This is a genomic window from Iodobacter fluviatilis, from assembly GCF_004194535.1.
GTDB classification, from domain to species: Bacteria; Pseudomonadota; Gammaproteobacteria; order Burkholderiales; family Chitinibacteraceae; genus Iodobacter; species Iodobacter fluviatilis_A.
The window spans coordinates 133683-147296 of record NZ_CP025781.1 but is presented as its reverse complement, the minus strand read 5'-3'; the positions used below and the strand labels follow the sequence as shown (position 1 = coordinate 147296).

Annotated in this window: 9 protein-coding genes; 3 read left to right on the top strand and 6 right to left on the bottom strand. The window is 47.9% G+C overall.

The genetic code is table 11. The features are described from left to right. Window positions 1–79 precede the first annotated feature (79 nt). The 6 genes from pflB to tssJ all read right to left on the bottom strand — a co-directional run bounded on the left by pflB (window position 80) and on the right by tssJ (window position 7674). Entirely contained in the window at window positions 80–2392 is a 2313-nt protein-coding gene (pflB, locus tag C1H71_RS00700; protein WP_130104851.1) for a formate C-acetyltransferase, read from the bottom strand. Window positions 2393–2638: 246 nt separating this feature from the next. Continuing rightward, window positions 2639–4228: a peptide chain release factor 3 gene (locus C1H71_RS00695; protein WP_130104850.1), complete on the bottom strand. Its 1590-nt coding sequence runs from the start codon at window positions 4226–4228 to the stop codon at window positions 2639–2641. Between the two features lie 263 nt (window positions 4229–4491). After that, window positions 4492–4977 carry a type VI secretion system baseplate subunit TssE gene (gene tssE / locus C1H71_RS00690; RefSeq protein WP_130104849.1) on the bottom strand — a complete coding sequence of 162 codons (486 nt, stop codon included), beginning with the start codon at window positions 4975–4977 and terminating at the stop codon, window positions 4492–4494. Continuing rightward, on the bottom strand, window positions 4977–5672 hold the full coding sequence (gene icmH / locus C1H71_RS00685; protein ID WP_130104848.1) for a type IVB secretion system protein IcmH/DotU: 696 nt from the start codon (window positions 5670–5672) through the stop codon (window positions 4977–4979). The genes tssE and icmH overlap by 1 nt, the downstream gene beginning before the upstream one ends. A gap of 10 nt (window positions 5673–5682) precedes the next feature. Then, window positions 5683–7032, bottom strand: coding sequence for a type VI secretion system baseplate subunit TssK (gene tssK, locus C1H71_RS00680; protein WP_130104847.1), 1350 nt, complete (start codon window positions 7030–7032; stop codon window positions 5683–5685). A 78-nt stretch (window positions 7033–7110) separates the two neighbouring features. Then, on the bottom strand, window positions 7111–7674 hold the full coding sequence (gene tssJ, locus C1H71_RS00675) for a type VI secretion system lipoprotein TssJ (protein WP_130104846.1): 564 nt from the start codon (window positions 7672–7674) through the stop codon (window positions 7111–7113). A 227-nt stretch (window positions 7675–7901) separates the two neighbouring features. Here tssJ and C1H71_RS00670 point away from each other — a divergent pair, with 227 nt between their 5' ends. From C1H71_RS00670 to tagF, 3 genes are read left to right on the top strand one after another with little or no spacing between them, the layout of a single operon-like run. Continuing rightward, complete coding sequence (locus C1H71_RS00670; protein ID WP_262488357.1) at window positions 7902–8744, top strand: M15 family metallopeptidase; 843 nt, start codon at window positions 7902–7904, stop codon at window positions 8742–8744. A gap of 35 nt (window positions 8745–8779) precedes the next feature. After that, a complete protein-coding gene (gene tssM, locus C1H71_RS00665) occupies window positions 8780–12571 on the top strand; it encodes a type VI secretion system membrane subunit TssM (protein ID WP_262488356.1) in 3792 nt (1263 codons plus the stop codon). An 8-nt stretch (window positions 12572–12579) separates the two neighbouring features. Then, window positions 12580–13599: a type VI secretion system-associated protein TagF gene (gene tagF / locus C1H71_RS00660; protein ID WP_130104845.1), complete on the top strand. Its 1020-nt coding sequence runs from the start codon at window positions 12580–12582 to the stop codon at window positions 13597–13599. Window positions 13600–13614 lie beyond the last annotated feature (15 nt).

Sequence of the window (13614 nt, the reverse complement as noted above, 5' to 3'; positions counted from 1 at the left end):
GGGTGAGTGTGCTCGTCAGTTTTTGATTCGGATTAATCTGCCAGCCCCTCAGGGCTGACAGATCACAAAGCATTACTTCTTAACACTTGCCGTGGAATGTGCGGCTGATCACGTCCATTTGCTGCTCACGGGTCAGTTTCACAAAGTTCACTGCGTAGCCAGAAACACGCACGGTCAGCTGTGGGTAGTTTTCTGGGTGTTCCATCGCATCGAGCAGAGTGTCACGGTTTAATACATTCATGTTTAGATGGAACAGTTGATCCATTGTTTCATCAACAGCATCTTTATCTAGGCAAGTAGAACATTCTTCGCCGTGAGGCCCAAACAAACCGTCGATCGAAGCCGCTAATGTTTTAACGCGATCTGCTGCGTTGTGACCCAAGGCATCTGGTGTCATGGAGGCTGTCCAAGAAACCCCGTCCAAAGCCGCTTCGTATGGGATCTTCGATACAGAGAAGCCCGCAGCGATAAAGCCATTGGTGTCACGGCCATTCATTGGGTTAGCACCTGGGGAGAATGGTGCGCCTGAGCGGCGGCCGTCTGGGGTGTTACCTGTTTTCTTGCCGTAAACCACATTAGAGGTAATAGTCAGTACCGATTGAGTTGGCATTGAGTCACGATAGAACACAGGCTGAGCCTTGATCTTATTCATGAATGTTTCTGTCAGCCAAACTGCAATATCATCCACGCGATCATCGTTGTTACCGTAAGCAGGGTAATCGCCTTCGATTTTGTAATCGACAGCAATACCTTTTTCGTTACGGACCACGCTCACTTTTGCGTGTTTGATGGCAGAAAGTGAATCTGCAGCCACTGAAAGACCTGCAATACCGCAAGCCATGGTGCGCAGAATGTCGCGATCGTGCAGCGCCATTTCGATGCGCTCGTACGAGTATTTATCGTGCATGTAATGGATCGAGTTCAGCGCAGTCACGTATGTTTTTGCTAACCAATCTAGCATCACATCGTATTTAGCCATTACTTCATCGTAATCGAGTACATCGCCTTTGAGTGGCTCAAAACCATTGGCCACAACTTTGCCGGTTTTTTCGTCCACACCACCGTTGATCGCATAGAGCATGGCTTTGGCAAGGTTGACCCGTGCGCCAAAAAATTGCATTTGCTTGCCAACGGCCATGGCTGAAACACAACATGCGATGGCGTAATCGTCACCCCATTTTGGATTCATCAAGTCATCGTTTTCGTACTGGATGGCTGAGGTATCAATCGATACTTTCGCGCAAAATTCTTTAAAACCTTGCGGGAAAGAAGTCGACCACAATACAGTCAGATTAGGCTCTGGAGCCGGTCCAAGATTGTACAGGGTATGCAGAACGCGGAAGCTGGTTTTGGTGACCAGAGTGCGGCCATCAAGGCCTGTACCACCAATAGACTCGGTTACCCATGTTGGGTCGCCAGAGAATAGGTCATCGTATTCTGGTGTGCGCAAGAAGCGAATAATGCGCAATTTCATGACCATATGGTCAATCAATTCTTGGGCTTGTGATTCGTTAATGCGACCTTCGACCAAATCGCGTTGGATATAAACGTCAAGGAAGGTTGAAGTACGGCCAATCGACATCGCCGCGCCGTTTTGCTCTTTTGTTGCAGCAAGGTAGCCAAAGTACAGCCATTGGATGGCTTCTTGAGCGGTAGTGGCTGGCTTAGAAATATCAAAGCCATAAGACTTAGCCATTTGTTTGAGTTCACCCAGCGCTTTGATTTGCTCGGACAACTCTTCACGCAGACGGATTACGGATTCAGTAAACGGAACATCATTGAGCTCTGTTTTTTCGCGTTTTTTGTCAACGATCAAAAAATCAACGCCGTAAAGTGCTACGCGGCGATAGTCACCAATGATACGGCCACGGCCGTATGAATCTGGCAGACCGGTAATGACGCCTGAGCTACGACAAGCCATGATTTCTGGTGTGTAAGCATCAAATACGCCCATATTGTGATCTTTACGATATTTGGTAAAGATATCTACAATTTGTGGGTTCATTTCAAAGTGGTAGGCTTCAAGGCCGTTTTGCACCATGCGTAAACCGCCGTTCGGCATAATGGCGCGACGCAGTGGTTTGTCGGTTTGAACACCGACGATGGTTTCTAAATCTTTATTAATATAGCCAGGGCCGTGCGCAGTAATCGATGCGCCAACATGGGTAGATACTTCTAATACGCCACGCTTACGTTCTTCTTTGAGCTGAGCAGATAGCTCGGTCCAAAGTTGAGTGGTGCGTTCGGTCGGGCCAGCAAGGAAGCTATCATCATCTAAATAAGGCGTGTAATTGAGCTGAATAAAGCCGCGAGTGTCGACTTTATCTTGCCATTCGCCGGTTTTAAACCCACGCCACGCGTCAAGTTTTAGGTGGTTTTCTGGTGCGTTCATAGCTGATGCTCCTATAGGCCTCATGGCCCTGTTGCCGTGCACTTTTTTGTGCACTTAATAGATAGGCAGATGTTGTTCTGCTTAGTTCATGCAACTATCGTAGTCTGATACGTTCAACAAAAACTTAATATAAATCAAATTCTTGTTTTTGTAGTTTGTATAAAGTGAACTACTTTTTTTACAAAAAAAAGAGCACAAATTACGAAAAAAAACAGCGCCATATTACGGCGCTGTTGGTTTGAATATTTACAAGGTAACTGAATGTTCCCTAGTTGCATGAAACACTATTTTGGGCCAGCGCTCCTGAGTGAGCTGTAAATTCACACGACTAGTGGCTAAATAAGCAAGGCTATTTGCTGCATCGCGGCCTAAGTTATTAATGAGTTGCCCTTCAAAATCGTCGAGCATCTTCTCATCATCGCAACTGACCCAACGGGCGGTGTATATAGTGGTTGATTCAAACACCGCTTCTACGCCGTATTCATTGGCAAGGCGCGAGGCTACAACCTCAAACTGCAGCACACCCACTGCGCCTAAAATCAAGTCAGAGCCATTCAGTGGCTTAAATACTTGTACCGCACCTTCTTCCCCCAACTGCTGCAAGCCTTTATGCAGCTGCTTTACTTTTAGTGGGTTTTTAATGCGTACGATGCGGAACATTTCTGGCGCAAAGTAAGGAATCCCAGTAAAAGCCAGTAGCTCGCCTTCGGAGAAGGAATCACCAATCTGGATATTGCCGTGGTTAGGTAGGCCAATAATATCGCCAGCGTAAGCTTCTTCTACTTGCTCACGGCCTTGTGCCATAAAGGTCACCACTGAATTGGCGGCAATTTCACGGTTTAAGCGCAGGTGCTTAAATTTCATACCACGGGTAAATTCACCCGAACAAACGCGCAGAAAAGCAATGCGGTCACGGTGTTTGGGATCCATATTGGCTTGAATCTTAAATACGAATGCTGAGAATTTTTCTTCTGTAGGGTTAATCTCGCGCACCGTTGCATCGGACGCGCCCGGAGCCGGAGCCCAATCTACCAGCGCGTTTAAGATTTCGCGAATACCAAAGTTATTAATCGCCGAGCCAAAGAATACTGGGGTTAAATCACCGGCAAGAAATTCCTCTAGCACGAATGGATGCGAAGCGCCGCGTACCAGCTCTAGCTCCATACGGGTATTGCCAATTTCCAGTGGGAAGAGGGTATCAAGGCGCGGGTTATCTAGCCCTTCGATTACTTCTACTTCATCTAGCGGGCCTTTACCTGGCGTAAACAGCAGCACGGTATCGGTGAGAATGCTGTAAACCCCACGGAAAGTCTTACCCATACCAATTGGCCAAGTAATGGGCGCGCAGCGAATCTTTAGCACGCTTTCAACTTCGTCTAGTAGCTCGAGCGAATCACGAACTTCGCGGTCGTACTTATTCATCAGCGTAATAATCGGGGTATTTCGCAGGCGGCAGACGTTGAGTAGCTTAATGGTTTGCTCTTCCACGCCCTTGGCCGCGTCAATCACCATTAAGGCGCTATCTACGGCTGTGAGTACGCGGTAAGTGTCTTCAGAGAAATCTTGGTGGCCGGGGGTGTCGAGTAGGTTAACCACATGATCGCGGTAATCAAACTGCATCACGCTGGACGCTACCGAAATGCCACGTTGTTTTTCGATATCCATCCAGTCGGACGTGGCGAACTTACCGCCTTTTTTACCTTTAACCGTGCCGGCGTTTTGAATGGCTCCCGAGAAATAAAGCAGCTTTTCGGTGAGCGTCGTTTTACCCGCATCAGGGTGGGAGATAATGGCGAAGGTGCGGCGACGGCCTACTTCGCGTGCTAAATCAGTCATGTAAGGGCTACAAAAAAAGCAAAAGAGGGATTTTACGTTAAATAGCCGCTATAAGCACGGCTGATGGGCTAGGGAGAAGGACTCAAAAACCCCACTTGAAGAAAAAGCAGTCACAAAATCTAACTTTTCATACTAAGCAAAGTATTTAAATCTCATTCTTAATGCGGCCAATGCTGCCGATTAGTCTTGAGTATTAGGGCTAAACATCTCAAAGGCGCGAGCGAAAATGAGTACTTGTTGTGGTTTTAAGTGCAGAGTCGTACTTAACGATCTTGAATGCGGTAAACATTTGATGAAAGCTGCAAAGTGGCGTCAAAGCTCACTGGCGGGCGATGCGGGTGAACTTTTAAAACGGCATCTACCCTAAAACGCAGATGGCGTTCAAGTTCTCTTGGCGCGTCAAGGCTGATGCGCACCCGAATCAGCCTTGGCTCGTGCCGCTCAATGGCGCGGCGCAGACGCTCCCGCAGCATTTCCCTATCATCCGGATTAAGCAGGCTAATGCCGGATAAGTCAGGAATGCCAAACTGCAGCATGGATTCGCTGGCCATGGGGTAGAGCTCAAATAACTCGGGCATATCCATAATGCGGGTGTTAAGCAGCGACTCTAAATCACGCGCCAGCGCCCGCCTAAACTGCGGCAGCTCATAGAGCATGGCAGAAGAGGCGCGGCTGATATCGGGCTCATCGTCTAGTAGACGATCCAGTACAGATGGCAGGGTGAGTGTCTGGCGGCGGGGCGTACTCATTAGCCAAGAACTTTGCTGATTTCCTGCGCTAGCAGTAAGCGGTAGGCAATGAAGAGCCCCGCGCCAACCAGTGCTAGTAGCGCAAAGTACAGCCAGAGTGGTAATTCATGTCTTACAAACGCCTGAAAGCGCTGTGGGAGCTTCCAGTTGGGCGCAAATTCTGCCTTGCCGCCGCGTACCTGCTGAATTTCTTGGCCAACACGGGCGGTTAAATAGCCCAATTTTTCTTGGCCTTCCAGTAGATACTTACCCTGAAAACCTAATAGTAGACAGGTGTGGAATACTTCCATCGGTTCAAAATTATTATTTGGATCGCGGCGTAGCACTTCCAAGCGGTCAAAAAAGCCTTCTCCAGCTAGATGCTCGCCAAAAATACGCAGCTGTAGCGGCATACGTTCCCATTCTTCGCGCAGGCTAAATTCGGATGAAAGAATAATTTCATCCATCAGCGCACAAAATGCGTATTTAGCTTCGCCTATGCCAGCGACTTCCTTGCCAAAATTGCGAGAGTTTTTTTCAAACTGTGCAAGAAAATGGTCAACACGGCGGTTAAATTCGGCTGCACTGCTAGGCGCGTTGCCGTCTTTGAGTAAAAACAGCAGGTAAACGCCGTCTTCAAGTAACTCGCGCAAGCTGGGCGCTGCCGGTTTGGCAACGGCCAGTGGATGGGCTTCGGTGGTTGTGGCTTGGTTCATTGTTTAACTCTCAGCGAAATACGGCAATTAGCTCAAGTTTTAAATCAGATAGCGATTGCGGGATGTAAATACAAATACTGCGCGACTGCAGCATGCGTTGATAAATCTCGCCGCGCGGTTCAAATGCAAAATAGTGATTGCCCACGCGGATCGGAATCGCAGAAGGCGTTTGTGTTGCATAAGATATGCTGACCCCGCGCATGGCTGAGTTCAAAATCTTATCTACATCATCGGGCGCACCAATTTTGAATTTCAGTGGAACGGTTTCGATAATGGCGGAAGCAGGCTGCTCGCTCTGAATCGACAGGTAGAAGTCGACATTGTCGAGGAAACGATCGCTTTCTAGTCGGCCAATGTGGAATGACGGCTTAGGTGATGTGAGCGGGATCACAGCATAACGCGCAGAAATCACGGTATCGAGCAACTCACGGATCTGCGTGTCCAGCACAATCAAAGAATCATGCAAGGATTCATGACTATAGACAGGAATATCGGCCAGTGTGTAAACCGAAGAAAATGTCTGTAATTCACCACAAAATTCGGCCAAAGAGCGATATAACTCTTCAGGGTGAAGTGGCTCACACTTCACCAAGTGATTGATGCGGGCAAAGTTGCGGTTTACGGTATGCAGTAGCCAAAACGAGGCAATATCGGTCGTGCCGTACTCCATTACATTTTTAGCGCGTTCGCGGTGAGCGCCAGCCAATGCTTGGCTTTTAACCAACAAAATATCCAGCAAGCGGCGTAGGTTTTGGCTGAGCTCAGGAATCGCGCTGACAGTAGTCGATGGTGGGTAGAAGCCCTTACTTACTGACCACTGGCCAGTAGCGTCCTTGCTTAAACGTCCCAGTGGTACTGATTCATAACCATCGCGGTTTTCTTCGTCCACCATCAGGCGAACATCCAGCTCTAGCGTGGTTAAATCCGCTTCTAATGCTTGGGTGAATAAATCGGCTACGCCGTGACTGGCGTTTTTGAAGCGAGTGGAGCGCGATGCTTGATTGTCATTATTTTGGGTGTTGCCGCCATAGGGCTGTAGCTCAGATAGGCATGCGTAGAGCGTGGTGCTCACCCCTAATCCAGGAATGTCGTTTAAATCACGGGAGAGGGGGAGGGGCTCGCACTGCGGAGCCTGAAATAAGCAGCCATCTCTAAATAATAGCGAAAGTGAGTCTAGCCTAACTTGACCGCCCCTGAGTGCTACTTCATCGATCTGAAACTTTTGTAGGCCCCAGCTATGGCGGCTGAGTAGCTGGCGGGTTTCTACCTGCTGATAGTCCTGCAATAACGACTGCTGCTGGAAGTGCTGCGGGCGAAGGAACATTCCTTCGCCCCATAAGACACGTTTGGCTTTCAACATTGATGATTACTCCGGCTTGGCTTTCGTCTGCAGCGCCGGGCGTCTACAGTGCAAGCTATGATTCATAACAAGGGGGGGTTATTTAGATTTTGGCGCGGCTTTTTTAAATGCAAAGCCGCAGTCTGCTTTAAACACAGCTGGCTGGCCTGGGATGGATTGTGTCTTGGGCTGAATCACCTGCAAAAAGCAATCTTGAGCTTTAAAGCTCAGCTCCTTGGCATCGCGGATATCTTCAGCGCTGACTAAGACGCGCCAGAACTGCGGATCAGGCTTGCGGAAAAAACCAACGATGCCAACGTATTTGGCTTCCTCAGCAATTTTGTCGTCTAGGGCCAGCGTTTTGCCAGGCAATAACATAAATTCATTTTGCGAAAGCATGGAGGTGCCGAGTAACTCTGCATCAGATTTGCCGCTGACCAGCGAGTCAAACGTGAGCCGGTTAAATTCATCCGGTGTTTTAAGCTGGTAGAGGCGAAGCACCAATGACAATGGTTTGCCACTGCTATCTCTATTCAAGGAAGGGTCTGCTTCGCCATGGATCTTAAATGGCTTAGGGCCGCTGCTGGCACAGGCGACTAGAAGGAGGGCGCATGATATCGCCATAAATTGCTGTGCGTGTTTCTTGATTGAATTGATCTGCATATGGCTTAATTTTTTAAAAAAACGTTTAAGAATAGGCTTAAATACAGAGGCGAACAAGGTGCCTCTCACCGCAGTTTATAATGAGATGTATAACACGAGAAAAGCCCTAGTGCATGGGGAATATGGCCGCTTGATAAAATTCACCCATGAGTTATGCTTTTGTTTTGCTTAAATGTAGAATAACTGGTTAGTAAGCATTCGGAGTTATTGTTTTGTTGGCTATCTACTTGATTTTATTGATTGTATTTTTGGTTTTGATGTGGATTGGATGGCGTTTTTTTGTCTATGTGCCCCGTGTTGAAGCGGTTTCTGACGAAAGTAAGATAAATGGCATAGGTTGTGTTGCAGCAACAAAAAACAAGAGAAAAGTTGCAGTAAGTGTTTTACCTAATCCTCCTGCAGATGGTTTTTCAATAAAACCATCTCCTTTTAAAAGTAAAAAATTAAAGCGGCTGCTATTGCCTCTGGCAAGTTTGTGTTTGGTTTTGCTGGTGGTAGGGGTAACGCTGCATTTTAATTCTTTGCATGTTATTGCGCCTTTCTTGCCTAAAGAATATAGCCAGGTTGCTCATATCCAAGGGACATTTACTGAGGCGAAACTTGAACCTCCACCTGCTTTACCTCCTGAGGTATTTATTAGTGCAGCTGCCATTGCAGCTCGCCCTGGTATCGCAACAGCAGATCGTGATTGGAGCAAGTTAGATCCTCAGTTTGTTCAGGTTGTATTACAGATCATGAAAAAAATGAAAGAGCGTGGTTATCCGATGGTTTTGCTAGAAGGGTATAGAAGTCCTGAAAGACAAGATGGCTTAGCTACGCAAGCAACGGTGGTTACTAAGGCAAAAGGCGGGCAAAGCAAGCATCAGTATGGCTTAGCGGTTGATTTGGCCCCGATGAAAGATGGAAAAATTATAATTTCTGAGCGCGATAAGTGGGCATTTGAAGCCTATCAGGCGCTTGGGGAAGAAGCGGTTGCTGCAGGTTTAACTTGGGGCGGTGTTTGGTCATTTAAAGACTATGGGCATATTGAAAAAGCAGGCTCGCTGGCTGCTTTGGTGCGAAGTAAGTAAATGCAAGATTTCAATTGGTATGGAGATTCATTTTCATGAAACATTGGCTGCGTAACGCCAAAGTCACATCAGCCATCGGGTTTTTGATCCTGATCGGCTTGATTTGGTTTTTAGGGCCGTGGTTTGGTCTGAAAACGGCTGAAGTCCGCTTTGGCTGGATCTTCGCTGTGATGTTGCTTTGGGTCTTTACCCTGATGGTTGGCAAAATTATTGCTAACCGAGCCGGTGGCTTGATTGAAAAAATGCTGCTAAAGCAGGCTGACGATGCAGTCATTGGTGCGAGCGTAGATAAGCGTGCTGAAGTAAATTTGCTGCGCCAGCGCATGCTGGGTGCCATTGATACGCTTAAAACCTCGCAAATGGGTAAGTCGCGAGGTAATGCTGCTTTGTATGAATTGCCTTGGTATATGATTATTGGCCATCCGGCGGCAGGTAAAAGTTCAGCTATTTTACAATCTGGTCTGACTTTCCCTTTTAGTGATAAAGCGGGTGTGCAGGGTGTGGGGGGAACACGTAACTGTGATTGGTTTTTCTCTACCGAAGGCGTGTTGCTCGATACCGCTGGCCGTTACGCTACACAGTCTGAAGATCGCATTGAGTGGCTGGAGTTTTTAAAGCTGCTTAAACGCCATCGCTCTAAAGCACCGGTTAACGGAATTTTAGTGACAATTAGTTTGCCAGAGCTTGCCCAGCATCATTCAGAAGGTTTTGCGCTCTATGCAAAGCAGATTCGTGAACGCATCCATGAAATTGAAGCGACCTTTGGTCTGCAAGTGCCGATTTATCTGATTTTTACCAAGCTTGATTTATTGGGTGGTTTCTCGCAGTTTTTTGAAGAAATGCCAGAAGAAGAGCGTCACCGTGTTTGGGGCGCAACGCTGAGCGCTGAGCAGGGCACAAGTTTTGATGCAAGCCAAGTTGTTAGCACGCAATTTGATGCTATGTATCGCGGCCTAGTGCAAATTGGTGAAGAAAAGCTGGCAGAGCATCGTGGTAATTTAAATAAGCCTGCCTTCTTTGCTTTCCCGATTGAATTTCATGCTTTAAAAGAAGCCGTTACTAAGTTTGTAAAACTGCTACAAGAAGAAGATCCTTATCACGCACGCCCTTTGCTGCGCGGCTTTTATTTCTCAAGTGCTTTGCAAGAAGGCATCCCAAGGATTGGGGCGGCAACGCATGTATCTAAGCAATTTGATCTAAGCCGCCCAGGCTTTGATGCTCGTCAAGTACCCGCCTCTTACAGCTACTTCCTGCGTGATCTATTTAGGGAAGTGGTTTTTCCAGATCAACATTTGGTTTCACGTCAAACTCGCCCAGCGGGCAGTCGTTGGCGTTTGGTTGGTATGCTGGCTGGCCTGTCTGCGATGGCGCTTTGCGCAGGGCTTTGGACCTGGTCTTATATTGGCAACCAAAAATTAATGGCCAATGTAGCGAGTGAGCGAGTTGCCGCCAAGAAACTAGCGTCGTCAGGTGAGCTATACGACAAGCTAATGGCGTTGGGTGTACTGCAAAAGCGTATCGAAGAGCTGCAGTCTTACCGTAAAGAAGGCCATCCTTGGCAAGTTGGCTTGGGCTTGTATCAGGGTAGAGAGCTAGAAGTAGCGCTGCGCAAAGAATATTTTGCTGGTTTGCAAGAATCCATGCTGGTGCCGGTTAAAAAGAGTCTTGAAACGTCGCTGACTCAACTTGCATCTAATCAGCCCGCAGACCCTGCACCTACTCCAGTGCCTGCTCCTGAAGAAAAAAAACCTGAGCCGACACCGCCACCTACGCCAGCACCAACCCCCTCGCCAGAGCCAGTTAAAAAGCGTGCCCCAGTGCCGCATAAAAAAGGCTTGCCGAATATCCAATTGGGTATGTGGCAGATTCCTCAGCGTGCAACCGCTCTGACTGTAAAAACCGAAGAAGCAGCACCTACTGGTAATGCTCAGCCTAAGCTCGATCATGGGTATAACGCGCTGAAGACGTACCTGATGCTGCACGATCGTTCCCGTATGGACGAAGCGCATTTGACGGATCAAATTCCCCGTTACTGGCGTAGCTGGTTGGAAGCTAATCGTGGCAATCGCAGTAACGAAGAAGTGATCGCTGCGGCCGAACGTTTAGTGGCTTTTTATGTGAGTCAGATTAAAGAGCCTGACCTGCCTTTAATTACTAATGATGAAAAAACCGTTGGTGCTGCTCGTGAAGTCCTACGTGCATCCCTAAAGCGTTTGAGCGCCACAGAGCGGGTTTATAACGAAATCAAAGCCCGTGCAAATACACGTTTCGTACCGCTTACTGTGCCACGCATTTTAAGTAACAAAAATAGCGACGTGATTGCGGGTAGCCAGATGGTGGCCGGTGCCTTTACCCGCGAAGCTTGGGACAAGTTTGTTCATAATGCGATTGACGAAGCCAGTAAGGGCGAAGTTAAAAGCGATGACTGGGTACTGGCCTCTTCAGTGCAGGACAACCTAGGGACAGATGGCAACATTGAAAAAAATCGCAACGACCTTGAAGCACTGTATCGAGTTGAGTACGCAGCTGAATGGAGTAAATTCCTGCAAGGCGTGGTGATCCGTGATTTCAATAATATCGCTTTTGCGGGGAATGCAGTCGCGCAGCTGGCTGATATGCAGAACTCGCCAGTGAAGCTGATTTTGGCCCGTGCTGCATTTGAAACGGCATGGGATAACCCATCTGAGTTATCTCGTAAGCTAGAAAATGCCAAGCAATCGGTGTTGGAAAAAACTACTGCGTTGTTAAAAGGAAGTAATCAGCCTGCTAACGCAAATGCTGCGGAGCTAGGAGAGGTAGGTAAGCAATTTGCTGGTGTTACTCGTCTTGTGCAGACTGATTCGGCGGGGTTTGCTCCGATTAACGCTTACCTCGAGCAGCTGGGTAAGCTCAAAGGCAAGATGAATCAAATTGCTAGTAGCGATGAGCCAGGTGCTCAAGCCCGTCCGCTGGTGCAAGCCACATTAAACGGCAGTGGTTCAGAGCTAGCAGATACCTTGCAGCAGGTTGATAACTCGCTCTTGAGTGCACTCACACCCGAAGCCCGTGAAATGATCCGCCCGATGCTGGTTCGCCCATTGATTCAGACTTACGCAGTGCTATTAGGGCCGGTGGAAAATGATTTAAATCAGGCGTGGCAAAAAGAAGTGTATGGGCAATGGAAAAGTTTATCGGCTAAATACCCATTTAGTGATTCCGCCAATGAAGCGCCTATGGCCGATATCGCTAAATTTGTTAAACCCAAGGAAGGGACTTTAGATAAGTTTACTGAAAAGTATCTAAATGGCTTGGTGACACAAAAGGGCGATAGTTTAACGCCACGCACTTGGGCTAATTTAGGTATCCGTTTTAATCCGGCCTTTCTAGCAGGTATGGGGCGTTTAAGTAGCTTGGCTACCAGCCAACTGGCGGATTCATCTAATGCTAAGTTTGAATTGCAGCCAATTCCTACGCCAGGTCTTTCTGAAATTGTGCTTGAGGTGGATGGGCAGGAAATGCGTTATCGCAACGGCCCACAACCTTGGCAGTCATTTAACTGGCCAGGCAATGGCAATACTCAGGGCGCACGCATTCAAGTAGTTGCGTTTAATGGGGCGAGTGCTGTGATCAGTAACCAGCAGGGCCGTATGGGCTGGATGCGTTTATTGGCTCAGGCGCAGCTTGAACAACATGACGGCGACTCTGCAACGCTGAGCTGGAAAATCCGCAAGGGTGATGCTGGAGATGCAGAATATGTTCGTTTTAATTTCCGTGCCGTCAGCGGTGTTAACCCATTGCAATTGTCGGGTTTGCGTAAGCTTTCGTTGCCGGACCGTGTGACAATGTAAGGTAGGCCATGCTAAATAATTTTAAACGCGCTCAGGATTTGCCACTCCAATTCGCTATTTTTGGCAAATTGCCACGGCGTGCAGATTTTATTCGTATCAATGCTACGCATCCCGTCGCCTTAGATATCGATCAAAAATTTGCAGATAGTCTGAAAATACTGGCATTTCAGCCCGACTGGCAGGATGCTTATATGCAAGCCTCCGCCAGCGAGTTTATGTTTCACAGCCGTGATTTACGCGGTGCGTTTTTGGGAGTGGCTTTACCTAGTCATGATGAGGCGGTGCGTTATTACCCGCTGGTGGCAGGGGTGTGTATTGCAAGTGATGTGCTGACGGGCAATGAAGCCGAGTTTTTGCTAGCGAATGAGTTGTTTTTTTCTGGTTTAAAAGATCAGCTTAAAAGCGCGGCAGATAACTCGGTAGAAATGATTGCCTGCCGGCAGTTTATGGAAGAACAGATGTCGTTTAGTAGCCGGGCCGTTGCAGATCTTGGCCTTGCTGCGCAGTTGCTAGAAAGGCATATGGCCAACACGCCTGCTGCAGTGCTGGAGCAAGCCTTGCAGCGCTGCGCAAAGGGAGATCTTGAATCAACCCTGCTGGCTTTTGCGTTTTATCTGCAACTGGCGCGTCGTTACGGCGGCAGCATGGCTTCTCAAGTGTTTTTATTGCCTTTGCCTACTGGTACAGGTGAAGAAATTCTTGGGGCGGCTGTTTGGTTGTCTTTATGTCGCGCTGCCATACATGCGCAGGGGGTGAATCAGATCCACTTTGCTTTTGTGAATCAGTCTGGTGTGCGTTACCTCGCGTTGTCACTTAATCCGTTTACGGATAAACAATTGACTATGCTGTGGGGGCAGACGATTGACCCAAATCAGCTGGTTAATGTTTGTGACTTGCAATCTCCGTGGCGCAGTCATCAATCTTATGCGGAGGCATCGTATATTTTAGGCCGACAATTAAGTGATCCTACATTGTCTTTATTAAAATTGCGTGAAATTGTCGTCAAAATTACTTACGGAATAAGTTAATTCCGTGTTTAAGTT